At 52.2% G+C, this 23594-nt stretch carries 25 protein-coding genes; 22 read left to right on the top strand and 3 right to left on the bottom strand.

All coding sequences use genetic code 11. The annotated features are described in order from the left end of the window. Window positions 1-36 precede the first annotated feature (36 nt). The 3 genes from BCV73_RS16290 to BCV73_RS34805 all read left to right on the top strand — a co-directional run bounded on the left by BCV73_RS16290 (window position 37) and on the right by BCV73_RS34805 (window position 2093). Window positions 37-450: a MerR family transcriptional regulator gene (locus BCV73_RS16290; protein ID WP_076171220.1), complete on the top strand. Its 414-nt coding sequence runs from the start codon at window positions 37-39 to the stop codon at window positions 448-450. A 33-nt stretch (window positions 451-483) separates the two neighbouring features. After that, on the top strand, window positions 484-1812 hold the full coding sequence (gene glnA, locus BCV73_RS16285) for a type I glutamate--ammonia ligase (RefSeq protein WP_076171222.1): 1329 nt from the start codon (window positions 484-486) through the stop codon (window positions 1810-1812). Window positions 1813-1967: 155 nt separating this feature from the next. Further along, complete coding sequence (locus BCV73_RS34805; protein WP_143811875.1) at window positions 1968-2093, top strand: sporulation protein YjcZ; 126 nt, start codon at window positions 1968-1970, stop codon at window positions 2091-2093. 85 nt (window positions 2094-2178) lie between these two features. Here BCV73_RS34805 and BCV73_RS16280 read toward each other — a convergent pair whose 3' ends face one another. Beyond that, window positions 2179-2562 (bottom strand): DUF1259 domain-containing protein, encoded by a 384-nt coding sequence (locus tag BCV73_RS16280; protein ID WP_076171225.1) that lies wholly within the window; start codon window positions 2560-2562, stop codon window positions 2179-2181. A 220-nt stretch (window positions 2563-2782) separates the two neighbouring features. Here BCV73_RS16280 and catA point away from each other — a divergent pair, with 220 nt between their 5' ends. The 6 genes from catA (at window position 2783) to BCV73_RS16250 (ending at window position 9995) form a co-directional block, all read left to right on the top strand. Beyond that, window positions 2783-3433, top strand: coding sequence for a type A chloramphenicol O-acetyltransferase (gene catA / locus BCV73_RS16275; protein ID WP_089547910.1), 651 nt, complete (start codon window positions 2783-2785; stop codon window positions 3431-3433). 227 nt (window positions 3434-3660) lie between these two features. Further along, the gene (locus BCV73_RS16270; protein WP_076171230.1) at window positions 3661-5013 is read left to right on the top strand and encodes an extracellular solute-binding protein; all 1353 of its coding nucleotides are present in this window, start codon (window positions 3661-3663) and stop codon (window positions 5011-5013) included. Window positions 5014-5147: 134 nt separating this feature from the next. Continuing rightward, window positions 5148-6038, top strand: a complete 891-nt coding sequence (locus tag BCV73_RS16265; RefSeq protein ID WP_076171233.1) for a carbohydrate ABC transporter permease — start codon at window positions 5148-5150, stop codon at window positions 6036-6038. Between the two features lie 15 nt (window positions 6039-6053). Next, window positions 6054-6932: a carbohydrate ABC transporter permease gene (locus BCV73_RS16260; protein ID WP_084203932.1), complete on the top strand. Its 879-nt coding sequence runs from the start codon at window positions 6054-6056 to the stop codon at window positions 6930-6932. A gap of 68 nt (window positions 6933-7000) precedes the next feature. Next, the gene (locus BCV73_RS16255; RefSeq protein WP_089547909.1) at window positions 7001-8830 is read left to right on the top strand and encodes a sensor histidine kinase; all 1830 of its coding nucleotides are present in this window, start codon (window positions 7001-7003) and stop codon (window positions 8828-8830) included. After that, the gene (locus tag BCV73_RS16250) at window positions 8805-9995 is read left to right on the top strand and encodes a response regulator transcription factor (RefSeq protein WP_089547908.1); all 1191 of its coding nucleotides are present in this window, start codon (window positions 8805-8807) and stop codon (window positions 9993-9995) included. The genes BCV73_RS16255 and BCV73_RS16250 overlap by 26 nt, the downstream gene beginning before the upstream one ends. Before the next feature lie 95 nt (window positions 9996-10090). Here BCV73_RS16250 and lexA read toward each other — a convergent pair whose 3' ends face one another. Next, window positions 10091-10717 carry a transcriptional repressor LexA gene (lexA, locus tag BCV73_RS16245; protein WP_076171240.1) on the bottom strand — a complete coding sequence of 209 codons (627 nt, stop codon included), beginning with the start codon at window positions 10715-10717 and terminating at the stop codon, window positions 10091-10093. 323 nt (window positions 10718-11040) lie between these two features. On the opposite strand from lexA, the gene BCV73_RS16240 reads away from it, so the two are divergent. The 5 genes from BCV73_RS16240 to BCV73_RS16220 all read left to right on the top strand — a co-directional run bounded on the left by BCV73_RS16240 (window position 11041) and on the right by BCV73_RS16220 (window position 13851). Beyond that, window positions 11041-11337 carry a LysM peptidoglycan-binding domain-containing protein gene (locus BCV73_RS16240; RefSeq protein ID WP_218828150.1) on the top strand — a complete coding sequence of 99 codons (297 nt, stop codon included), beginning with the start codon at window positions 11041-11043 and terminating at the stop codon, window positions 11335-11337. 101 nt (window positions 11338-11438) lie between these two features. After that, window positions 11439-11621: a DUF896 domain-containing protein gene (locus tag BCV73_RS16235; protein ID WP_076171246.1), complete on the top strand. Its 183-nt coding sequence runs from the start codon at window positions 11439-11441 to the stop codon at window positions 11619-11621. 237 nt (window positions 11622-11858) lie between these two features. Beyond that, on the top strand, window positions 11859-12374 hold the full coding sequence (locus BCV73_RS16230; RefSeq protein ID WP_076171250.1) for a hypothetical protein: 516 nt from the start codon (window positions 11859-11861) through the stop codon (window positions 12372-12374). Between the two features lie 39 nt (window positions 12375-12413). Further along, a complete protein-coding gene (locus BCV73_RS16225) occupies window positions 12414-13208 on the top strand; it encodes an HAD family hydrolase (protein WP_089547906.1) in 795 nt (264 codons plus the stop codon). Between the two features lie 229 nt (window positions 13209-13437). After that, window positions 13438-13851, top strand: coding sequence for a FixH family protein (locus BCV73_RS16220; RefSeq protein WP_089547905.1), 414 nt, complete (start codon window positions 13438-13440; stop codon window positions 13849-13851). 90 nt (window positions 13852-13941) lie between these two features. On the opposite strand, the gene BCV73_RS16215 is transcribed toward BCV73_RS16220, so the two are convergent. Further along, window positions 13942-14481 (bottom strand): 1,2-dihydroxy-3-keto-5-methylthiopentene dioxygenase, encoded by a 540-nt coding sequence (locus BCV73_RS16215; RefSeq protein ID WP_076171258.1) that lies wholly within the window; start codon window positions 14479-14481, stop codon window positions 13942-13944. Window positions 14482-14686: 205 nt separating this feature from the next. On the opposite strand from BCV73_RS16215, the gene metH reads away from it, so the two are divergent. The 8 genes from metH to BCV73_RS16175 all read left to right on the top strand — a co-directional run bounded on the left by metH (window position 14687) and on the right by BCV73_RS16175 (window position 23593). Then, window positions 14687-18103: a methionine synthase gene (metH, locus tag BCV73_RS16210; RefSeq protein WP_481855839.1), complete on the top strand. Its 3417-nt coding sequence runs from the start codon at window positions 14687-14689 to the stop codon at window positions 18101-18103. Between the two features lie 102 nt (window positions 18104-18205). Further along, window positions 18206-19141, top strand: coding sequence for a ribonuclease Z (rnz, locus tag BCV73_RS16205; protein ID WP_089547903.1), 936 nt, complete (start codon window positions 18206-18208; stop codon window positions 19139-19141). Between the two features lie 458 nt (window positions 19142-19599). Beyond that, window positions 19600-20388 (top strand): TIGR01457 family HAD-type hydrolase, encoded by a 789-nt coding sequence (locus tag BCV73_RS16200; protein ID WP_076171769.1) that lies wholly within the window; start codon window positions 19600-19602, stop codon window positions 20386-20388. Between the two features lie 72 nt (window positions 20389-20460). Beyond that, on the top strand, window positions 20461-21276 hold the full coding sequence (gene mutM / locus BCV73_RS16195; RefSeq protein WP_089547902.1) for a DNA-formamidopyrimidine glycosylase: 816 nt from the start codon (window positions 20461-20463) through the stop codon (window positions 21274-21276). Beyond that, complete coding sequence (locus BCV73_RS16190; RefSeq protein WP_089547901.1) at window positions 21266-22123, top strand: deoxyribonuclease IV; 858 nt, start codon at window positions 21266-21268, stop codon at window positions 22121-22123. Before mutM ends, BCV73_RS16190 begins: the two co-directional genes overlap by 11 nt. A gap of 41 nt (window positions 22124-22164) precedes the next feature. Beyond that, the gene (locus BCV73_RS16185) at window positions 22165-22506 is read left to right on the top strand and encodes a cyclic-phosphate processing receiver domain-containing protein (RefSeq protein ID WP_076171273.1); all 342 of its coding nucleotides are present in this window, start codon (window positions 22165-22167) and stop codon (window positions 22504-22506) included. Then, window positions 22503-22823 carry a thioredoxin family protein gene (locus BCV73_RS16180; RefSeq protein ID WP_089547900.1) on the top strand — a complete coding sequence of 107 codons (321 nt, stop codon included), beginning with the start codon at window positions 22503-22505 and terminating at the stop codon, window positions 22821-22823. Before BCV73_RS16185 ends, BCV73_RS16180 begins: the two co-directional genes overlap by 4 nt. Next, the gene (locus BCV73_RS16175; RefSeq protein WP_089547899.1) at window positions 22820-23593 is read left to right on the top strand and encodes an ABC transporter ATP-binding protein; all 774 of its coding nucleotides are present in this window, start codon (window positions 22820-22822) and stop codon (window positions 23591-23593) included. Before BCV73_RS16180 ends, BCV73_RS16175 begins: the two co-directional genes overlap by 4 nt. Window position 23594 lies beyond the last annotated feature (1 nt).

The following is a 23594-nucleotide window of genomic DNA, read 5'->3' as shown; positions in this document are numbered from 1 at the left end:
ATGAGAAATAGTTCATGTGGAAGGTTGAGATGAGTCATGGGTGATGAAATTCGCAGAAACATGGCATTATTCCCGATAGGTATCGTCATGAAGCTGACCGATTTGTCCGCGCGGCAGATCCGGTATTACGAACAGCACAATTTGATCGTGCCTGCGCGCACCTCCGGCAACCAGCGGTTGTTCTCGTTTAACGATGTGGAGAGATTGCTGGAGATTAAGGCGCTCATTGAGAAGGGCGTCAACATCGCGGGAATCAAGCAGGTCATGAATCCTGTGTCCAAAGAGTCTGAGGAAGCCACTGTCCTTAATGCCGACACCGAGGTAAAGCGCAGAGAACTGTCGGAATCTCAGCTGCACCGTTTGCTGAAGCAGCAGCTGGTATCTGGTAAGAGACCGGGTCAGGTCTCATTGATTCAAGGCGAGCTGTCCCGGTTTTTTAATAAAAAATAACAGGAATCACATGTGAGAAAGGGAGAGGATATCGTGAGTTATACTAAAGAGGATATTCTGCGTATTGCGGAGGAAGAGAACGTCCGTTTTATCCGTCTTCAATTCACGGACTTGCTGGGAACGATCAAAAATGTGGAGATTCCCGTCAGCCAGCTGAAGAAGGCGCTCGACAATAAAATGATGTTCGATGGATCTTCTATCGAAGGTTATGTGCGCATCGAGGAATCCGATATGTACCTGTATCCGGATTTGGACACTTGGGTCATTTTCCCTTGGGTGACGGAAGACCGCGTTGCGCGTCTCATCTGTGACATTTATATGCCGGATGGCACTCCGTTTGCCGGAGACCCTCGCGGTATTCTGAAACGCAACCTGAAAGAAGCGGAAGCGATGGGCTACACGTCCATGAACGTAGGTCCGGAGCCGGAATTTTTCCTGTTCAAGACCGACGAGAAAGGCAATCCGACGACGGAACTGAACGACCAGGGCGGATATTTTGACCTGGCCCCGACAGACCTCGGCGAGAACTGCCGCCGCGAGATCGTATTGACACTGGAAGAAATGGGATTTGAAATCGAGGCTTCCCACCACGAAGTGGCACCGGGACAGCACGAGATCGACTTTAAATACGAGAACGCCGTGAAGGCAGCAGACCAGATCCAAACGTTCAAACTGGTCGTTAAAACGATTGCCCGTCAGCATGGTCTGCATGCGACCTTTATGCCGAAGCCGCTGTTCGGCGTGAACGGTTCCGGTATGCACTGCCACCAGTCGCTGTTCAAAGGCAACGAGAACGCCTTCTACGATGAGTCCGACGAGCTGGGCCTGAGCGCCACCGCCCGCTATTACATGGCAGGCGTGCTGAAGCATGCCCGCGCTATGGCAGCCATTACGAACCCGACGGTCAACTCTTACAAGCGTCTCGTTCCAGGTTATGAAGCTCCGTGCTACGTGGCTTGGTCCGGCAGCAACCGCAGCCCGATGATCCGGATTCCGGCTTCCCGCGGTTTGAGCACACGCGTTGAAGTTCGTAACCCGGATCCTGCAGCGAACCCGTACCTGGCGCTTGCTGTTATGCTGAGAGCCGGCCTTGACGGCATCAGCAACGAGCTGAAGCTGCCGGCGCCGATCGACCGCAACATCTACGTGATGTCCGAAGAAGAGCGCATTGAAGAAGGCATCCCAAGCCTGCCGGCCGACCTGAAAGAAGCCCTCGGCGAACTCATCCGCGACGAAGTCATCATCGACGCGCTCGGCGAGCATGCCCTGGCTCACTTCTACGAGCTGAAGGAAATCGAATGGGATATGTACAGAACGCAAGTTCATCAATGGGAACGTGATCAATACATCACGCTGTACTAAGAGTGGACAATCCCCTGCACCTGACCGGTGCGGGGGATTTTTTTGCGGCTGACAGGCCGCTGCCCAATCTCACTGTTCTTACCATTTAGCCTATACCTCTTTATGCTTTTCGCCATATGAATATGGTGTACCTTATAAATCAAGGAGGTTATCACATGAGCGATGGCGTTGGAGGCGTTGGAGTAGGATACGGTTATGGTGGTTTGTGGGGCGGAGGCGTAGGAGCAATCCTGGTCCTCTTCATCCTGCTGGTCATCATCACAAAAGCCTTTATTTACTAAAATAAAGGAACTGAAAGCCCGTTGGCATCTGCCGGCGGGCTTTTCTTGTCGTGACAGGCATCATCCTTTCAGCGATGCACACAGATCACTTTTTCAGCACATGTAAAGCCGCTCGTAATTTTCTGGCAAACGTAACGGGGTTCTCGACTGTTTCCAAATGAAGGTACATCAATCTCGGCTTTTCAAAGAGCCAGTGATTGTGGATGGCGGTCACTTTAAAACCCTGCTTGCGGGCGGCACTGGTAAAGCGCTGGACTTCCGACTGAAGCAGCGTGATTTCCGCTGTGTTGAGCGTTGTGCCGTTTTTCAAAGATTGGATCGTGATTTCGTGTTCGGTTTCATAGTTTCTGCCGAGAATTTTGGCATTCAACTTTCTTTCGATCATGATGGAGCAGCTTTTTCCGTCCGATGTGCCTTTGCCCCCGAGAATGGCGGCCAACCGGTCGCACAGCGATTTGGAGATGTTCATAAGCGGATTTCTCCTTTCCTCTCTCGTTGCTCTAACTTATGCAATAGAGCGGTTAAAAGGTAAAGCAGGAGTCTATAACTCTATAAAATTGTTTTGTTGTCCTGCGAAATTGGATACAATGGCATAGTAACCAATCCTGCATATGGAGTGAGTGTCGTGGTGAAATCCGTTGATTTACCCTCCTAAAATCGCGAAATACACATTTTAGGAGGGTTCATACATGAAATTTATTCCGATCCAAACCGGGCAGTGGGACAGACAGCCTTATTTTGACCACTATTTCAAACAGAACCGGTGCACCTTCAGCATGACAGCCAACATCGAGATCACCTTGCTGCTGGGCGAGCTGAAGAAAAGGGGGATGAAGCTGTACCCCGCCTTTTTGTACATGCTGTCCAGAATCGTAAATGCGCATGCGGAGTTTCGGATGGATATTCGGGACGAGCAGGTTGGCTGCTGGGAGCAGATGAGTCCGTGTTATACGATTTTTCATCCGGAAAACCATACCTTCTCCGCGATCTGGACGGAGTACAGCAGCAGCTACCGGAGATTTATGGAACTTTACCGGGAGGATCAGCTGCGTTATGGGGAGAGTATGGGGCTGTTTACGAAAAAAGACATGCCGCCTCATACCTTCTCCGTATCCATGATTCCATGGGTCAGTTTTACCGGCTTTAACCTGAATCTGGATCATGGCGGAAGCTACCTGCTGCCGATCATCACAGGGGGCAAGTATTTTCGGGAAGGGAAGCACGTTCTGCTTCCGGTTTCGCTGCAGGTGCATCATGCCGTCTGTGACGGGTATCATGCCGGGATGTTCCTGCAAGAGCTGCAGCAGCTCGCCGACACCTGCACCGATTGGATGGATTGAGGGATGTACACGCTATAAATGAGGATGAAAGGATTCTCAGGGGACCCTTACAGGGTTCCTTTTTTTGTCGATTGTTCAGCAATGCCTCGTTTATAATATTGCATTGTCTGGGGCAATCATTTAAGGGGACCTTTAGAAATTAAACCTATTTCCTGAATTTCTCACCTCCCTTTTCGAGTCGAATCGCGGCATAATGAACCCATACCAAACAAAAAGGGGATAACAAGATGGCAAAGATGTCGAAATTATTAAGCATCGTGCTTACAGGCACCTTGGCGCTTAGTCTTACGGCTTGTGGAAGCGGTAACAAGGAGGATTCTGGCAGCAGCGCATCGGGCGCAGCCGGCTCCAACAGCAGCACATCCGACACATCGAAGGATAAGAACATTACGATTACTTTCCAAAACATCTATCCGGACCCGACGGATCCGAAGAACAAGATCATGAACAAGATTGTGGACCAGTATGAGAAGGATCATCCGAATATCAAAATCGAACTGGATTCGCTCAACACCGACCAGCAGAAGCTGAAGCTGAAAACGCAGGCGGCCTCCAAGGAAATTCCGGACATTACGGTCGTGAACCCTGCGGCGCAAATGCAGCCTTTTGTCGATGCCAAGCTGCTGGCTCCGCTTGATGACATGCTGGCCGAGAACGGTCTGAAGGACACGTTCCAGGACGGGCTGCTGGACTGGTACAGCTTTGACGGCAGCACGTATGCGGTACCAGACGGCAACAACATCGGCGTGGTGTACTACAATAAAGAACTGTTTGAGAAGGGCGGCGTGAAGGTTCCAAGCACGTTTGAGGAAATGGTCGACGTCGTCAAAACGCTGAAATCCAAAGGCATCCAGCCAATGGCTATCGGCGAGAAAGACACCTGGACGGGTTCGTTCCTGTTCATGAACATGCTGCTCCGCACGAACAACGGCCCTGGATTCCTGAAGGACGTTCTCGACAAGAAAAAGACATTTGAAGATCCAGCCTTCGTAGAGGCGGTAGACGCGTTCCAGAACCTCGTGCAGGCTGGAGCTTTCCAGGAAGGTGCAACATCCTTCGACTACAATGCCGGCGAGAACCTGTTCAAAACCGGTAAAGCAGCGATGTACTACATGGGAACTTGGGCAACGGGCGGCATTGAATCGTCATCCGTTAACGGCAAAGTCGGCGTCTTCAAATTCCCGACGATCGGCGGCAAGGGCAACCCGGACGAATTCATGCTGGCACCAGGCAGTGGTTTCGCTATTGCGGCGGACAGCAAGCATCTTGCCGAAACGAAGGAGTTCCTCAACTACTTCATGCTGAACTTCCCGAAAGAAGCCTTTGAAGCTAAAGGCGCGGTCGGGATCGGCCAGAAAGTGGACGGCGACTTCAAGGCTGCAGGATATTCCGACATGGCGATGGACGTGCTGAACATGTTCAAGGATGTCAAAGGCGGAGACCTGGCGTTTGACAACACGATGAATCCGGGCACGGCCCAGGTTCACCTCTCCAGCATTCAAAACCTGTTCGCTCAGAAGAAAAATTCGGCAGACGTGGCCAAAGAGCATCAAGCCGGGTTCGAAGATAACAATCAATAATCAACGGATACAAATCCAGCTTTTTATAGAGAGAACAGGTATTTAAACATGAAGGGGACGCATTTCGGATGCCGTTCCCTTCAATTCCCATGAGGAATATTGCAGCCAAGAAGGAGAAGGAGGAGAGGTAAGTCGTGAACGTGCTGAAGGTCTCCCGCTGGACGATTGCCGCGTTTGTGCTTCCTTGCTTAATCATCTATATCGGTATTGTGTTTGTTCCCATCCTCGTATCCATGTACAGCGGTATGCTGGACTGGAACGGGATCGGCGAATCGACGTTCGTGGGTCTGGCCAATTTCAAAAAGCTGCTGTTCCACGACTCGGTATTTTGGCCGTCGGTGCGGAGAACGTTGATGTTTGCGGTGTTCTCCATGGCCGAGATTCCGATCGCACTGCTTGTAGCCATACTGCTGAAGCGTTACGTGCGAAAACCGAATTTTTTGGTTTCCAGTTACTTTTTACCGGTCATCTTGTCCGTGGTCGTCGTCGGCCAGCTGTGGAAAACGATCTATAACCCGGCTTCGATGGGCGGTATGCTGAATCAAATCCTGGATGCAGTCGGACTGCATTCCTGGGGCAAAGCCTGGCTCACCGATCCTTCGGTCGCTATGTATTCGCTGTATTTCGTCGCCCTGTGGCAGTACCTGGGTTACCACACCCTCATTCAATTTACAGGCATCTCGAATGTCCCGGACGATGTGTACGAAGCGGCCCGTATCGACGGTGCCGAAGGCTTTAAAGCGGATTGGCACATTACGTTTCCGCTGATTGTCCCGATTTTCAAAATTTCCATCGTGCTGGCCTTCATCGGCTCGCTGCAGGCTTTCGACATGATCATGGTCATGACGGGCGGCGGACCGGCGCATGCTACGGACGTCATTTCCACACACATGTACAATATGTCGTTCACGTCCATGAAATACGGTTACGGCAGCTCGATCGCCGCATTCCTGGTGGTGCTCTGTCTGGCCGCCACGTTCTGCATCAACTTCATTTTCAACAAACTGGAGAAACGATACTCGTAAAGGAGGAAACCGCCAATGAACACAAGTACAGCCGTCGCTTTGAACAAGCAGGTGGCCGTAACCAGACGCAAACGGTTTTCCGTTACGAAGGCCATCGTGTTTCTGGTGCTGGGCATTCTGTTTGTAACCCAGGTGTATCCACTGTTGTGGCTGCTCCTGTATTCCTTGAAATCCAATGAAGAAATTTTGTCGGGCAGCTTCTTTGCCCTTCCGCATTCGCCGCAGTGGGCCAATTACAGCGCTGCGCTGGAGGGCAACTATTTCCGCTATTTGTTGAACAGCATCTTTGTCACATCCGTGACGATGATTGCGGTCATTATTCTCAGCTCCCTGTGCGCCTATGCGATCAGCCGTTTCCGGTGGCGTTTTGGCGGGGCGGTCATGGTCGTATTCTTGATCGGAATGATGATCCCGATGCAGGCGACGCTGCTGCCGCTCATGATCATTTTCAAAAACATGCATATTCTGAATACGCATCTGTCGATCATTTTGCCGTATGTGGCATTTTCCATGCCGATCGCCATCTTTATTCTGAGCGGGTTCATGAAAACCATTCCGCATGAAATCGAAGAATCCGCGGTGGTGGACGGAGCGGGGATCGGACGCATATTCTCGAGCATCATCCTGCCGATTTCGGTTCCGCCGGTAATGACGGTGTGTATCCTGACATTCATCAACATCTGGAACGAATATATTTTGGCTGCGACGTTTATCTCATCGGAAAAGCTGAAAACACTGCCGTTCGGCGTCAACAGCTTCGTCAGCCAATACTCGGTCAACTACGGGGCCATCGGCGCATTTCTCGTGCTGGGCGCGCTTCCGGTCATCATTATCTACTTCCTGCTGGCCGACAAGATCACCCAAGGTATGGTAGCAGGAGCAGTAAAAGGTTAGTAGGGCAAAGACGGTTTCTGTGATAGAATGACAAATGGATGACCGGATACGAAAGGGGAACTGTATCTGTGGGGCGACATTTTCGTTCGATTCACAGCCGTCTTTTTCTGCTGTTTCTATGCTGCATGACCGGCATATTGATATTGATCAGCGTCGTGTATTATTACCGCACGATTTCCATTATTCATACCAAGGTGAATGACATCGCCGAGAAGAACATCTCGCAGACCGCCGGGCTGTTCAACTCGCTGCTTCAAGGCTACAACAGTCTCTCCAAGTCGCTCAACAGCAACTACGAGCTGACCCGGCTGCTTCAGGAGACCCATGTGAAAGAGACCGTCGCCATCGAAAACGAACGAACGATTACGAATATTATCGGGGCGGCTTACTATTCAAGGAACGATATTACAGGCATCCATATTCTGACCGACAGGGGCAAAGTGTACAGCTATGAGCGCCAGTTCGCCGGGGTCATCGACAACAATTACGCCCAGACGTCCTGGTACAACGAGTTGAACGCCTCGTCGGGCAATATGGTCTGGCTCGGGATGATGCCGGGATCGCCGATCAACACGCTGCAGCAGAAAGAGAACGTCTTTGTGTTCGGCCGGAAGCTGTACGATCTGAACACGCACAAGCAGCTTGGCATCATGGTCATCGAAGCGAATCCTTCGTCCATCATGGAGGCGATGTCCAATGTGACGATCAGCCCGGGCAGCCGCGTGTACCTGATCGATCAGAACAACAACATCATCGCTTCGACCGGTAAAAAAGGGACGGAGGCGCTGGACTTTGCCAGCATTCCGAAGCCAGGTGCCGAGGACGGTATTCTGGTGGATGACAGCTCAAGCCAGCTGGTGGTCGCTGCCAATACGCCCATGGCGGGCTGGACGATCTACGGTTTTACCCCGAAGCACGACATTCAGGCGGAAGTGAACCAGACGACCCAATACCTCGTTATCGTTCTGATCGTGCTGATTATCGTCTCCACGGTTCTGGCCACGCTGGTATCGCGCAACATTGCTTCCCCGCTGAAGCTGCTGATCCGGGAAATGAAAAAGGTGGAGATGGGCAATTTCAGCGGTTCGGTTAATGTCGACTCGTTTGACGAAATCAACAGCCTGGTGTCTTCCTTCAACCGGATGGTGCACCGGATGGATGAGCTGATTGAGACGATCAAGGTCACGACCGTCAGCGAGAAAAACGCTCAGCTGCAGGCGCTGCAGTCCCAGGTGAATCCGCATTTTTTGTACAACACGCTGGACATGATTTACTGGATGCTGGATGAAAAAGGGAATGAACGCCTTAGCAGGGTCATTCTGTCACTGTCGCAAATGTTTCGTTACAGCAGCAACTGGGAAGAGGCTTCCCGGACGACGCTGCGTCAGGAATTGGAACAGATCCGGCATTATTTGACGATTATCGAGAACCGGCTGGAGGATAGGCTTGTACCGAAGATCGATGTGGATCCACAGTGGATGGACGTCACGCTGCCGAAAATGACGATTCAGCCGATTATTGAAAACGCTGTAAAATATGGACTGGAGCCGCTGGATCGGCAGGGCATGCTGCTCGTTACGGCGGAGCAGGTCATGGACGATCTCCATGTCGTCGTTCGGGATAACGGGAAGGGAATGAACGAAGACACGCTGATGCGGGTCAGAAGCTTGCTGGAGGGCGGCAACCGCACGTTGCCCAAAGCGGAGGACAGAGACGGCCCCGTGCTTCGCCGTGGCATCGGTTTGAGCAATGTGCATGAGCGGATCCGAATGATGTTCGGCAGTCCGTACGGTTTATACTTGGACAGTCAAGAAGGGGAAGGAACGACGGTAACCATCCGTTTACCAATCCGGCACCAAGGAGGAATGGAAGATGAACATTTTAGTCGTGGACGATGAGCATGTGATCCGTGACGGAATTAAGCGCACCATCCACCGGGCCTATCCGCAGCATTATGTTCACCTGGCGGCAAACCCGGAGGAAGCGGTTCAGCAGCTGCGCAGACACCGGATTGACCTGGTGCTGACCGATATCCTCATGCCGGGAATGACGGGTCTTGAATTGATGCAGCTGTGCCAAGGCAGTTATCCGCATATCAAATGGGTCATCATTTCGGCTTATTCCGAGTTTTCCTACGCCCAGGAAGCCGTCAAGCTTGGGGCTAAGGACTATATGCTCAAGCCGATCGGGAAAGAGCTGCTGCTCTCCATGATTTCCGGACTTGCTCAGGAGATGGACCGGGAGAATGAAATCGTGCGCGAGGCGGAGCTGCTGAAGTCTAACCTGAAGTATTTGCGTGAGGCTGTGTTTCAGCGCTGGGCGAGCGGACTCGATACCGGGCGCCTTGACGTCGCGTCTATAATTGAGAGCTACCCCGCATTCCAACTGGTAATGGTTAAGATGGAGAGCGACGCGCCGGTGCATCTGGAGCATTTTATTATTGAAAATGTGCTTGGTGAGCTGATTGAAGCGCACGGCTGCGGATTTGTGACAAGCATGGACGAAACGAGCCTGATCGGCCTCGTCTCGCTGGGGGAAGAGGGAGGCATGAAACGTCTGACGGATGAGCTGCGCGCTAACTTGAAACGATGCGTCAAGGTGCCTTTCCAGATTCAGTCGACGGGACTTATCACAGACATTCACCGGGTGCCGGAGGAAGTGCGGCGGATGCGCCAGGAATCGGCATCGCTGGAGTACGAATACAACAACCCGGGCGGTAACCGAGCGATCGAGGTTGCGGTGCAGTACATCAAAGCGCACTATCATACGGATCTGTCCCTGGAAAAGGTAGCTTCGGTCGTGTTCCTGAATCCGGTCTATTTCAGCCAGCTGTTTAAGCAGAAGACGGGAAGCGGCTTCAAGGAATACATCACCAATCTGCGGATCGAACAAGCCTCCAAGCTGCTGCTGCAAACGCATTTGAAGCTGGCCGACATTTCGGACAAAGTCGGATATGTGGACGTCAAGCATTTTACCCAGGTATTTCGCAAAAAAACGGGAAAAACCCCGACGGAGTACCGTCTGGAGCAAACGGCGGATTCCCGTGAGGTGTGTCCCACCTGAATCATCCTGCCTTGATCCCAACGCCGAAAAGAGCCCTTGACCTTCCTGAGTAAGGAAGAGCAAGGGCTCTATTGCTGCTTGTCCAGCATCATCTGCTAGTGAATATCGCGGAACAGCCCGACGACTTTGCCCAGAATGGTGACATGGTTCAGACGCAAAGGTTCGTAAGCCGGGTTCTCCGGTTGAAGCCGGATATGGTCCTTCTCCTTGTAAAACGTCTTCACGGTTGCTTCATCCTCATCCGTCATGGCAACGACGATGTCCCCGTTATCGGCTGTCTGCTGCTGTCTCACGATGACGTAGTCACCGTTATGAATGCCCGCCTCGATCATACTGTCCCCAACGACGGAAAGCATAAATACTTTCTCATCTCCAACATAGTGCTGCGGCAGAGGGAAGTAATCTTCAATGTTCTCCGTTGCCGTGATCGGCACCCCAGCTGTGACCTTGCCTACTACGGGAACTCTGGCGATCGTATGCGTGAACAGATTGCTGCTCTCGGATTCTTCTTGTCCCAACAGTTCGATGGCACGAGGCTTCGTAGGGTCTCTGCGGATCAAGCCTTTCTTCTCCAGTCGGTCCAAATGGCCGTGTACGGTCGAGCTGGAAGCCAACCCTACCGCCTCACCGATCTCTCGGACGGACGGAGGATAACCCTTGGCGCGGACTTCATTTCTGATAAATTCCAATATCGCTTGCTGCCGGCTAGATATCTTTGACATTCCCCATCAACCCCATTTAGTAACGTTTGGTAAAATTATAACATAGAACTGCCGTTCGTACAAACATAAGTTCTAAATGATTTTGCTTTGATAGAGCGGGATTTTCGCGGCTTCTGAATGAAGGAAGCCCGCCTCTAAAAACATAGGAACAATTGTTCGAAAAAAGTATTGAACAAAACAAATGTTCGTGTTATATTGTTCTCATAAAACAAGAACAAACGTTTGGAGGCGTAATATTTATGCTGAAACACACTACATACCAAAGTATTTATAATAACCCATCCGTTAACCCATCCATCAATGAAGCTATAGCATCTCCTTGGTTGAAGAAAGTCCAGTCCATCGTGCCAGGCCCTGCCTTGATCAAACTGATCCTGGCGGCCCTGATTATTTTGGTGGGATGCACAGGTGTCGTTCGCGTATTCGCGGGAACCTCGGATGATGTTCGGTTAGAGAAAAATGTCATCGTTCAGCAAGGCGATACGCTGTGGGGAATCGCTTCTGCCCATAAGCCGGAAGACATGGATATCCGCGCATACATTATGGCGGTGAAGAAGTATAACGATTTAACCAGCAGCGAAATTCAAGCCGGAGAAGTATTGGCACTCCCCCAATATTAATAGAAGATAAATGATCAAGAGCTTGGAAAGGTGTGAACCTTGACAAGCTCTTTTTATCATGGCAAAGTTAGGTATGACTTGAATATTGGAGGAGTAATTGTATGGATATCGACAGCGTTGTAGAGAGAATTAATGAGCTTGCGCGCAAGCAAAAGGAATCCGGTTTAACCGAAGAGGAAATCGAAGAACGGGCCAAGCTTCGTGAGAGATACCTTCAGAATGTCCGCAGAAATTTCAGACAGCAGCTGGACTCGATTGAATGGGTGGATGAAGAGAAGAAATAACACCCGCTGCTGGATTAGACTCATACATTCGATTATGGTATAGACTGACTCAAGGTTTTGTATGGCTCACTACCGAGAACAGAATGCTTCTATGTAAGCGCACCAAGTTTTCCTTCATTTGCTTTCTATTATATAGAATGTGAAACTACAGGAATAATTGCTGTAAGCAGTATTGGGCCGTTATATATGAGGAAGTAAATAACGATATAGCCGAAAGCATTTTGAGGAGGTTCGTGAATGGCCCGTTCATGGGAAAGACAGGTAAGAAAAAATTCAGCGCAGCTGAACAAGCAGAGAAAGAAAGAGGGAAAGCCATCCATCTATAGCACGGGAGGTCCATCGGCTGACATTTATAAAGGAAGAAACTATGTACTTCCGATTACGATGGTCGCTCTGGCCGCGGTTTACTTCCTGCTCGGAATGCTCGGACAGGAGGGTACGGCGGGAAACAGCGGCATGACCTGGATCATTATGGCCATGTACGTGTTCCTGGGCTTGATGATCTTTTTGCGCAGGCCTTTCCTGCGTGTGGAGAAAAACGCCGTATCGACGATCAAGTTCAACCGGGATCGGCGACTGACCGCAGACAATATCGCCAAGATCAAACTGGCCAAAGGTTCTGTCGTGATTGAGCCGAAGGGCAAAGGCGGCAATTGGGTGTTCACGCGCCTGATCAACCGCTACGATACCGATGCCATAGGGGAACGTCTGGAGCGTTTTGCGCAGACCCATAATATCCCTTTGGAAAAATAAACAAATATAAGAGATAGCAGATGGAGAGGATGGAAGAGGATGCCGGTACAAGCTGTTTTTTTCGATTTGGACGATACGCTGTTGTGGGATGAGCGCAGCGTGAAGGAATCCTTTGAAGCGGTATGCGAGACGGCCGCCATGGCGAAGGGCATTGACGCCAAGGAGCTGGAGGAAGCGGTCCGCAATGAGGCAAGGGCGTTATATCAATCCTATGACACGTTTGCCTTTACCCAAATGATTGGAATTAACCCGTTTGAAGGACTGTGGGCCAACTTCAGCGCAGGCGAACAACCTGAATTTCGCAGACTTGAGGAGCTCGCTCCAGGCTATCGCAAGGAATCATGGCGGCGCGGTCTGCTGAAGCTTGGGGTTGACGATGAACAGCTGGCCGGAGAATTGGCCGAGCAATTTGCCGCCGAGCGTCGCTCCCGCCCCCATGTATATGAAGAGACCTTCCAAGTGCTGGACGAATTGAAAGGAAACAAGAAGCTGCTTCTTCTGACGAACGGCTGTCCTGCGCTCCAGCAGGAGAAGATCGCCGGCGTTCCTGAGCTTGCCCCATATTTTGACGAGATCGTCATTTCCGGTACATACGGCAAAGGCAAACCGGATCCGACCATCTTCGAACATGCGCTTTCATTACTTGGATTAACACCGGAACAGACGCTCATGGTCGGCGACAAGCAGACAACCGACATCAAAGGCGGAAACAGCGCCGGACTGACCACGGTATGGATCAACCGCACCGGTAAAGTAAAAGATCCGTCCATTGAGCCTGATTACGAAATCAAGCATCTGTCTGAACTGCACCGCATCATCGCCGAACGTTCTTGAGTCGGTCTTATATGCTAGCCTGCCAAGAGGGGAATCCCTTCGTCCGGCAGGCTTTTATTATACCTTGTGTATATGAATGCCCCGCTTGCTGAGCAAGCTTGACCCTTTCCGGTCAATTTGTTCCATTTTGTTAACAGATGGATGGTTTGGGTGAGGCGATAATTATGTATAATGATGAAGAATATGGACAAACAGCTTACATAGATAGACGTATAGGGAGTGACTTCGCTTGAGAAAGTACGGTTTTGTTGCTCTGCTGCTGCTGGCGGTATGGAGCATAGCAGGCTGCGGCAGCGGCGGCGGTGGTCATGCGGGCATGGACATGAGCGAGAGCATGATGGATCCGGTGCAGGTGGACCTTAGCTGGACGCCGGAGCAGGCCAAGGTAGGTAACCAAGTTACCATCGAGGTGAACGTAACGCAAAAGGATAAACCAGTCGATAAGGCCGATGAGGTTATGATTGAAATCTCGAAGGAAGGCGACACCAGCAACCATGAAAAGGTGGCCGCCCAGAATGCCGGCGGAGGGAAGTATACACTCGATAAAACCTTCGATCAGGCGGGCACCTACAGCATCACGTCACATGTTACGGTGGGACCACAGCATACGATGCCGACGAAAAAGCTGACCGTGGCGGAATAATCAGCATCATGATTCGTTTGATAACGACAAGCAACCCCCGTTCTTCCTGGCGAAGGCGGGGGTTGCTGCATATATCGCTATATTTATGGATTAGGACTGAAAGCTTGGGTCCTGAACCGGATGGGCGACCCAGCCGTTTTCCTCGATAAAGAGGCGGACGGCGATAATTTTACGGTTGTCCATCAGCGTAAAGAAGTGGTTTGTATTTTCCGGAACGGAGATGACATCACCGGCTTCGAGCTCGACATTGAAGTAGCCGATGTCGCCTGCGCCCTTGATTACGAATATTCCTTTGCCGCCGACGATTGCCCGGATTTCGTCTTCCGTGTGGGTATGAACCTCTTCGAACTTATTCAGCAGGTCTTCCAGGTTCGGCGTAGCGTCGGACAGCGTGATGACGTCCCAGATCTTGTAGCCGCGGCGGGCCGCCAGATCACGGATCTCCTCATCGTAGGTATCCAGGATTTGCTTTTTCTGCTCGTCGTTCAGTTGAAAATTGGTTTGAAGCTCCAGAGGCAGCTTGGAAGCATCCCATTTTTCATAAAGAACGTTTTGATTGTTGAGGAACTCACGAACATTATCGTCGCCGGTAATCCGTTCGTTCGTATTGCGAATCACGATTTCAGCCATCTCTAAACCCTCTTTTCCACTTGGATTAATTCATATTATAACGAACGATACTTTTGTTGTCGATTATATATTACACGAAAATCAGGAGCAAAACCCTGCCTTAAGGCATTTCTTGCACTTTTCTAATAAGGGCTATTCTGATAAACTAAGATTTAACGTTTGGCAGGGGGGACATACAGTGAACAGACCTGACTTGAAGGAATTAATGAAAGAACGAATATTGATATTGGACGGTGCCATGGGTACCATGATCCAGCAGGTCGACCTTGGCCCTCAGGATTTTGGTGGAGAAGAGCTGGAAGGCTGTAATGAAATGCTGGTCATTACCCGTCCCGATGTGATCGAACAGATCCACGAGAAGTATCTGGAAGCCGGGGCGGATCTCATAGAGACGAATACGTTCGGCGCTACCTCGGTCGTATTGTCTGAATACGATATTCCCGAGAAGGCGCGGGAGATTAATCTGCTTGCTGCGGAAATTGCCCGCAGAGCGGCGGATAAATTCAGCACGCCGGACAAGCCCAGGTACGTGATCGGCGCGATCGGCCCGACGACGAAGACGCTGTCGGTAACCGGGGGCGTAACTTTTGAAGAGCTCGTGAGCAGCTATGAGGAGCAGGCGGTTGCCCTGATCGAGGGCAACGTCGACGCCCTGTTGCTTGAAACGAGCCAGGATACACTGAATGTTAAGGCCGGCAGCATCGGAATCCGGAATGCCTTTGCAAGCACTGGGATCACGCTGCCGATTATGATTTCCGGTACGATCGAACCGATGGGGACGACCCTGGCCGGGCAGAACATTGAAGCGTTCTACATTTCGCTGGAGCACCTGAATCCGATTTCGGTCGGCCTTAACTGTGCGACAGGTCCGGAATTTATGCGCGATCACATCCGTTCGCTCGCCTCCATGGCCAAAACGGCGGTCAGCTGCTATCCAAATGCCGGACTTCCGGACGAGAACGGGCATTACCATGAATCTCCGGAGTCTCTGGCCCGGAAGATGGAAGACTTTGCGGAGCAGGGCTGGCTCAATATTGCCGGCGGCTGCTGCGGAACGACTCCGGATCATATTCGGGCGCTGAACGAGGTCATGAAGGGTTACCAGCCTCGTCAAATGGAAGGGAGCCATCCGCCGGCGCTGTCCGGAATTGAGCCCGTGTACATTGAGTCGGACAACCGGCCATATATGGTGGGAGAGCGGACCAACGTGCTCGGCTCCCGCAAATTCAAGCGCCTGATCGTGGAAGGGAAGTACGAGGAAGCTTCGGAGATCGCCCGGGCCCAGGTCAAAAACGGAGCGCACGTCATCGACGTCTGCGTGCAGGATCCGGACCGGGATGAAGCGGAGGATATCAAACAGTTCCTGGAGCTGGTGGTGAAAAAGGTCAAAGTGCCGCTCATGATCGACACGACCGATCCGAAGGTCATCGACCTTGCGCTCAAATATTCTCAGGGCAAAGCGATTATTAACTCCATTAACCTTGAAGACGGTGAAGAAAAGTTCGAACATGTGGCTCCGCTCATCCACAAATACGGGGCTGCCGTCGTGGTGGGGACCATCGATGAGAGCGGACAGGCCATTGACCGAAACGACAAGCTGAATGTGGCCAAGCGATCCTACGATCTGCTCGTTCATAAATACGGCATTCCCGCTGAGGACCTGATTTTCGACACGCTGGTGTTCCCGGTTGGTACCGGTGATGAGCAGTACATCGGTTCCGCCAAGGAAACGATTGAAGGGATCCGTTTGATCAAGGAAGCGATGCCGGAGTGCCATACGATCCTTGGCATCAGCAACGTCTCGTTCGGTTTGCCGGAAGCGGGCCGCGAAGTATTGAACTCCGTTTTCCTGTACGAGTGTACGAAAGCGGGCCTGGACTATGCCATCGTGAATACCGAGAAGCTGGAGCGCTATGCCTCGATTCCAGAAGCGGAGCGGAAGCTGGCCGAAGATCTGATTTACAATACGAACGATGAAACGTTGGCCGCGTTTGTGGCGGCGTTCCGGAATAAAAAGGTCGAGAAGAAAGAGAAAATTTCGAACTTGTCGCTGGAAGAACGGCTGGCTACCTATATCGTTGAAGGCACCAAGGAAGGGCTGATTCCCGACCTGGATGCTGCGCTGCAGAAGTACGGCGCCTTGGAGATCATCAACGGGCCGCTCATGGACGGCATGTCCGAAGTCGGTCGTCTGTTCAACAACAACGAGCTGATCGTGGCGGAGGTGCTGCAGAGCGCCGAGGTGATGAAAGCGTCCGTGTCCTATCTGGAGCCTTTTATGGAAAAGAACGAAACGTCCGTCAAAGGGAAGATGCTGCTGGCCACCGTTAAAGGCGACGTGCATGATATCGGTAAAAACCTGGTCGAGATTATCCTCTCGAACAATGGTTACCAAATCGTCAATTTGGGTATAAAAGTACCACCGGAGACGATCATCGAGGCTTACCGGAAGGAGCAGGCCGATTTGATCGGACTATCCGGTCTGCTGGTGAAATCCGCACAGCAAATGGTCGTGACCGCGCAGGACTTGAAAAATGCCGGCGTGAAGGTGCCGATTATGGTTGGCGGAGCGGCATTGACCCGCAGGTTTACCAAAACGCGGATCCGGCCGGAGTATGAAGGCATGGTCGTGTACGCAAAGGACGCCATGGATGGGCTTGACCTGGCAAACAAGCTGATGGATCCCGAGCAGCGCAGTCTGATGCAGGCTGAAATGGACGCGGAGCTCGAAGCGCTATTGGCGGAAGCTGAAAAGCCGGTTGAGCTGCCGGAACTGACCCGTGCGGCCAAGTCCAACGTGTCGACGGATGTCCCGGTCTTTAACCCGCCCGATTTGGAGCGGCACATCATCCGCAACTATCCGATCAGCCACATCATCCCATACATGAACATGCAGATGCTGCTTGGCCATCATTTGGGGTTGCGCGGTCAGGTCGAGCAGCTGCTGGAGAAAGGTGACGAAAAAGCGCTGGATTTGAAAGCAACCGTCGATGACGTACTGGATCAGGCCGCCCGTGAGGGGATTATCCAGGCGCATGCGATGTACCGCTTCTTCCCTGCGCAGTCGAGGGGCAACGACATTGTCATTTACGATCCGGAGGATCATACCAAGGTACTGCATACGTTTACGTTCCCGCGCCAGAACGTGGCACCGTTCCTCTGCCTCGCCGATTTCCTGAAATCGGTCGACAGCGGCAAGATGGACTATGTCGGCTTCCTGGTCGTCACCGCGGGACAAGGCATTTCGAAGCTGTCTTCGGAGTGGAAGGATAAAGGGGACTATCTGAAGTCCCATGTCCTGCAATCGGTGGCCCTTGAGACTGCCGAAGCTCTGGCCGAGCGCGTTCACCATATGATGCGTGATACGTGGGGCTTCCCTGACCCGGCCGATATGACGATGAAGCAGCGTCACGGGGCACGGTATCAAGGCATCCGCGTCTCCTTCGGATATCCGGCATGTCCGGATCTGGAGGATCAGGAGCCGCTCTTCAAGCTGATGCAGCCGGAAGATATCGGCGTACATCTGACCGAAGGCTTTATGATGGAGCCTGAAGCTTCGGTGTCGGCGATGGTGTTTGCCCATCCGGAAGCACGGTATTTTAATGTCGACAAGGTAAAATAATATATATTCGGTTCATAGCCGAACCGAAGCAAATGTCAGCAAAACCCTCCGATTGTTCGGGGGTTTTTTGCTGGCGCATTCTTGGAAAGAAGGTATAGCGTTATGGAACTGGAGTTTTTGGGTACCAATGCGGGGGTTCCTTCTCTGCAGCGGAACGTGACATCGATGGCGCTTCGGATGTACGAGGAGCGGCGCAGCTTCTGGATGTTCGATTGCGGCGAAGGCACGCAGCATCAAATTCTGCGGTCTTCATTAAAGCTGAGCAAGCTGGAGAAAATTTTCATTACCCACCTGCACGGTGATCATATATTCGGTCTTCCCGGGCTGCTCTCCAGCAGGTCCAACCAGGGCGGCACCACGCCCTTGCAGCTGTACGGACCGCCGGGGATCAAAAAATACATAGACACGTCACTTACCCTCAGCCAGTCGCGAATCGAGTTTGAACTTGAGGTGAATGAGCACACAGGGGGAGTCATTTTTGAAGACGGGGAGGTCCGGGTTGAATCCCGTCTGCTGGAGCACCGCATTGACAGCTATGGATACCGGATCATGGAAAAAGACAAGCCAGGCAGCTTGGACTTGAAACGGATGGCCGAGTACGGGTTAAAACCGGGGCCGATTTACGGCCGTTTGAAGCGCGGGGAGAGCATCGACCTGGAAGACGGCCGGGTGCTGACACCGGCAGACGTGCTTGGTGCGCCGAAGAAGGGGCGCGTCGTTACGATCTTGGGCGATACCCGCCCTTGTGCCAACGTTCTGCCGCTGGCCGAACAGGCGGATCTGCTCGTTCATGAGGCCACGTTTCTGCATGAGCTTCATGAGACCGCACACAACTACCATCACAGCACGGCGCTTCAAGCCGCAGAAGCTGCCCGCGACGCGGGGGCCAAGGAGCTCATAATTACGCACTTCAGCTCACGTTACAAGGATATGGAGCACCTGCAGCCTCTATTGGCGGAAGCCAGGTCACTCTTTCCAAAAACGCTGCTGGCCGAAGAATTGGTGCTGTTTCCGGTGACCCGCCACGAAGAACAGTGAAGACATAGGGCAGGCGATAATGGTATGAAGGCTCCGGGCGAGCCTTTTTTCTTTAAGATTATAGAATTTATAAATTTCAGCGAAGCTGAACCATTCTATAATCGCAAGAAAAACTTCAGCTAAACGCGGTCTGTCTTCTTTGAAGGTACGTCGATAGACGTTTTTCTTACTGCAGCGGTTCATTTCCCGGATAATCATTATTTTCCGGGAAAGCGCAGGAAATGACACAACTTAGCACAATTGGACTTCCCGTGATAGGTTTCAGGGTAAACGCATGACGAAATAATGGAGATAAACGTCCTTGTCGTCGTGCTTCCGGTTGCCACATTCCTCCGTTTTCTTTTACAATGGAACAAGCTGGGTTACAGGAAGCCTGAAAATCGACCGTTGCAGCGGGAGCCAGGCTTTTCACAGCCAAAAGTTTTACTAGATGAAACGAGGTATGTCCATTGAACACGCTGAAAACTACCCGCGGTCTGCTGATTGACCTGGACGGAACGTTATATCATGGGAAACATATGATACCCGGAGCGGACATTCTGATTCGAACGCTGCAATCGCGGGAAATCCCTTATTTATTCGTGACGAACAATTCTTCGAAAACGCCGGAAATGGTGGCTGCTCATTTGAACGAAATGGGTGTTCCCGCCGACAAAGAGAAGGTTTGCACCTCGTCACTGGCCGCTGCGCGGTATATCGCTGAAGAATCTCCTGGGGCCAGAGTGGCTATGCTAGGGGAAGATGGGCTTCGGCAGGCTTTGATTGAGGAAGGGCTCAAGCTCGTCGACGATGCGCCTGAATTTGTCGTGCAAGGGATCGACCGCTCTTTTACTTACGATACGCTCGCCCAGGCCGTTCGCTGGATCCGTGAAGGTGCCCGCTCTGTGCTGACCAATCCCGACCTTCTGCTTCCTTCCGATCACGGGCTTGTCCCGGGGGCCGGATCGCTTGGAGCAGCAATTGAAGCGGCTTCCGGTGTCAAACCGGTGATTATCGGGAAGCCTTCGAGCCACTTGATGAAATATGCTACGGATCGGCTGCAGCTGTCCCCGACCGAAGCCACTGTGATCGGTGATAATATGCGTACGGACATTGCGGCAGGGGCTGCCGCGGGATGTCAGACGATTTTGGTCCTGACGGGGCTGACGACGGAGAGCAACTTGCAGATGCACGTCGATGCAGCCGGCATCTCTCCGGACATCATTTGCCGTGATCTGACCGAGCTGACTCAGCTGTTATGTCCTTGACACCTTCAGGGACCAATTTATATACATTTACATGAACATCCGTGATGGATTTTGAAAGGATAGATGAACAAGATGCCGGAACTGCCGGAAATGGAAAATTACCGAAGATTGCTGTCAGAACTGATTATCAATGCTCCGATTACGAACGTGGTCGTCAACCGGGAGAAATCCATTAATGTTCCCGTTGAAAGCTTCAAAGAGGAGCTGCTTGGTACGAGAACGATTTTTGTGGAGCGGCGCGGAAAGCACCTCATTTTCCACCTGAACAACGGCCGCAGGCTGCTCCTGCATCTGATGCTGGGCGGCTCGATGTATTACGGAACCGAAGAGGATCGCCCGAAACGTACTACCCAGATTGAAATTTCGTTTGGGGACCGGACGCTGTATTTTATCGGCCTTCGGCTAGGCCATCTTCATCTGCATTCGGCAAAAGAAGTCGATGAGCTGTTCGCTCCCCTCGGACCGGAGCCGCTGGACCGCCGGATGACCCCGGAAAAGTTTGCAGGAATATTGCAGGGGCGGCGCGGATCTTTAAAATCGCTGCTGGTCAACCAGCATGTCATTGCCGGCATCGGGAACTGCTATGCGGATGAAATCGCGTATGAAGCCGGTCTTCTGCCTTCGGTGAAGGTTCAGGACTTGACGGAAGCATCGGTTGCGAGGCTGTATGATGCCATGCAGAAAGTGCTGCGTGAAGCCCTTGAAGGCGGGGGCTATATGGATACTCCGTTTATGGTGGGAGATCAGTTAACCGGCGGCTATGACGATCAGTGCAAAGTGTATGACCGTGAAGGGGAAGCATGCTACCGCTGCGGCGGTACGATCAACAAATCCGAATTAAACGGGCGGAAGGTTTTTTATTGTCCGTCCTGCCAGCATGAGCAGTAACCAGCTGCTCATCGGCTGCCATGTCAGCACGCGCGGCGGTTATGGGAGAGCTGCCCGGCGGGCATGGGAAATCGGAGCGAGATCGTTTCAATATTTTCCGAAAAATCCCCGCAGCATGTCGATCAAAACGCTGGATGTATCTGCTGCGGCGGACTGCCTTACCTTTTGCCGGGAGCACGGCATGCCAAGCATCGCCCACACCCCGTATCCGATCAACATCGCAATCGGCGACAGCCGGGGCCGGGAGCTGTACGAGCTGACCGTCAAGTCGCTGCAGAACGATCTGATCATCGCCGAGGCTTGCGGCACGGTCGGCATCGTGGTCCACTTCGGACATTTCAAAGGGCGCGATGCATTACAAGGCTACAAAAATATAATACAATGTTTAAACGAGACGCTGTCAGGCTGGCAGGGCAGCGCGAAGATTTTGCTGGAAAACCAGGCCGGCACCCCGGGCTCAATGGGCATTACGCTTGATGAGCTGGTAAACATCAGGCGGCTGAGCGATTACCCGGAGAAAATCGGCTTTTGCCTGGATACTTGCCATGCATACGCATCAGGCGTGTGGGATCCGCGTACGACGGATGCGCTCGTTGAGCGGGGCAGAGAGCTTGGATACTGGAGCGATCTGGCCGCAGTCCACCTGAACGATTCCAAATACCCGCTCGGGTCGGGAAAAGACCGCCATGAGCGGATCGGTCAGGGGTATATTGGCGAGGAAGCCTTTCAGGCGCTGCTGTCATATCCGGAATTCCATGGCAAGGCGCTCGTACTGGAGACGGACGCAGGCGAAGACGGTACGCACCGCGGCGATATCGCCAAGGTGAAAAGCTGGCCGATCGAATAGCCGTTTCGTTTTGTTTTTTTTAGGGAAGGAGGGACCCGAGCGTGATCCATCTGTTTTTGGATGACTACCGCCGTTGTCCGCAAGGCTTTACCCTCGCTCGCAATGCGGAGGAATGCCTTCTGATGCTCAAGGAGTGCGAGGTTGGCATATTATCGCTTGATTTTGACTTGGGACCCGGGGAAATGACCGGCAAGGACGTGGTCAAGCATATGATTACGGACGCCTTATTCCCGCAGGAGATTTATTTGCATACGTCGAGTATGTGGGGGAAAAAGGAAATGTATGAGCTGCTCTATCATCATAAGCCAGAGCATGTCGTGCTTCATAATGGCCCAATGCCTCCGGATGTGCTTGAGCGGATTGCGGGAGGGGAAACGCAATGAGGCATCTAAGTGAGCAGGAGCTGCTTAAGGAGCTTTGGACTAAGGGGCAGCCGCTGGCCGTCTTTTTGTATACTCCTTTCTGCGGCACGTGTAAAGCAGCCAGACGAATGCTTGAAGTGGCGGAGCATTTGCTGCCGGAGGGCATCGTGGCGGATGCGGATGTGAACATGCTGCCGCAGGTCGTTCAGCAGTATCAGATCCGCAGCGTGCCTGCGCTCCTCGTCACCGACGCGAACCGCAGCTCCAAACCGTCCATCCGGTACAACATGGGCTCCGTGGAGGACCTGCTGCAGGAAATTAGGGGAGTGATATCATGATTTCGATGAAGGACGTGACGCTGAGAAGAGAGGACAACCTCATTCTTGACCATGTGTCTCTCGAAATAAAACCCGGGGAGCATTGGGCGATTCTCGGGAGAAACGGCTCGGGTAAAACGACGATGCTGGAAATGATGACGGGTTATCTTTTTCCCAGCTCGGGTACAATTGAAGTACTGGGTAATGTATATGGCGAGTGCGATGTCCGGGAAGTGCGCAAAGAAATCGGCTATATCAGCCCTTCGCTGATCGAAAGGCTGTCGCTCAGCGACCCGGTGTGGGAAGTAGTGGCCACCGGAGCGTACGCTTTTTTGCGGTTTTATCAGGAGATTCCGGCGGACGTAAAAGAGAAGGCTTATAGTCTGCTGAAGGATATGCACTTGGGAGGACATGCGGAGCATCCCTTCGGCACGCTCTCCCAGGGCGAACGGAAAAAGGTACTGCTGGCACGCTGCTTGATGGCAGACCCCAAGCTGCTGATCATGGACGAGCCGTGTGCGGGCCTGGACTTATATGAACGGGAAAAGATGCTGAACGAGGTTGACCGGCTTCGCCAGCGGAATATGAACGTAGTGTATGTGACCCACCATGTGGAAGAGATCGTGCCTCTATTCACCCATGTGGCGCTGATCCGTGACGGCAAAATCGCCGGTTCCGGTCCAAAGCAAGAGGTGCTGACTAACGAATTGATCAAGCGGACTTACGACATTCCTGCCAAACTGGAATGGGAAGAAGGACGTCCATGGATTAAAGTGATTTCTGGAGGGTAAA

The sequence above is a fragment of the Paenibacillus sp. SSG-1 genome (assembly GCF_002224835.1).
In the GTDB taxonomy this organism is placed as follows: domain Bacteria; phylum Bacillota; class Bacilli; order Paenibacillales; family Paenibacillaceae; genus Paenibacillus_AQ; species Paenibacillus_AQ favisporus.
This window is presented reverse-complemented; position numbering and strand designations above follow the sequence as displayed.

Bases quoted from the DNA above. Each gene is read 5' to 3' on its own strand.
- BCV73_RS16290 (WP_076171220.1), top strand. From the start codon at position 37: ATGGGTGATGAAATTCGCAGAAACATGGCATTATTCCCGATAGGTATC.
- BCV73_RS34805 (WP_143811875.1), top strand. From the start codon at position 1,968: ATGAGCGATGGCGTTGGAGGCGTTGGAGTAGGATACGGTTATGGTGGT.
- BCV73_RS16280 (WP_076171225.1), bottom strand. From the start codon at position 2,562: ATGAACATCTCCAAATCGCTGTGCGACCGGTTGGCCGCCATTCTCGGG.
- catA (WP_089547910.1), top strand. From the start codon at position 2,783: ATGAAATTTATTCCGATCCAAACCGGGCAGTGGGACAGACAGCCTTAT.
- BCV73_RS16270 (WP_076171230.1), top strand. From the start codon at position 3,661: ATGGCAAAGATGTCGAAATTATTAAGCATCGTGCTTACAGGCACCTTG.
- BCV73_RS16260 (WP_084203932.1), top strand. From the start codon at position 6,054: ATGAACACAAGTACAGCCGTCGCTTTGAACAAGCAGGTGGCCGTAACC.
- BCV73_RS16250 (WP_089547908.1), top strand. From the start codon at position 8,805: ATGAACATTTTAGTCGTGGACGATGAGCATGTGATCCGTGACGGAATT.
- lexA (WP_076171240.1), bottom strand. From the start codon at position 10,717: ATGTCAAAGATATCTAGCCGGCAGCAAGCGATATTGGAATTTATCAGA.
- BCV73_RS16235 (WP_076171246.1), top strand. From the start codon at position 11,439: ATGGATATCGACAGCGTTGTAGAGAGAATTAATGAGCTTGCGCGCAAG.
- BCV73_RS16230 (WP_076171250.1), top strand. From the start codon at position 11,859: ATGGCCCGTTCATGGGAAAGACAGGTAAGAAAAAATTCAGCGCAGCTG.
- BCV73_RS16225 (WP_089547906.1), top strand. From the start codon at position 12,414: ATGCCGGTACAAGCTGTTTTTTTCGATTTGGACGATACGCTGTTGTGG.
- BCV73_RS16215 (WP_076171258.1), bottom strand. From the start codon at position 14,481: ATGGCTGAAATCGTGATTCGCAATACGAACGAACGGATTACCGGCGAC.
- metH (WP_481855839.1), top strand. From the start codon at position 14,687: ATGAAAGAACGAATATTGATATTGGACGGTGCCATGGGTACCATGATC.
- rnz (WP_089547903.1), top strand. From the start codon at position 18,206: ATGGAACTGGAGTTTTTGGGTACCAATGCGGGGGTTCCTTCTCTGCAG.
- mutM (WP_089547902.1), top strand. From the start codon at position 20,461: ATGCCGGAACTGCCGGAAATGGAAAATTACCGAAGATTGCTGTCAGAA.
- BCV73_RS16190 (WP_089547901.1), top strand. From the start codon at position 21,266: ATGAGCAGTAACCAGCTGCTCATCGGCTGCCATGTCAGCACGCGCGGC.
- BCV73_RS16180 (WP_089547900.1), top strand. From the start codon at position 22,503: ATGAGGCATCTAAGTGAGCAGGAGCTGCTTAAGGAGCTTTGGACTAAG.
- BCV73_RS16175 (WP_089547899.1), top strand. From the start codon at position 22,820: ATGATTTCGATGAAGGACGTGACGCTGAGAAGAGAGGACAACCTCATT.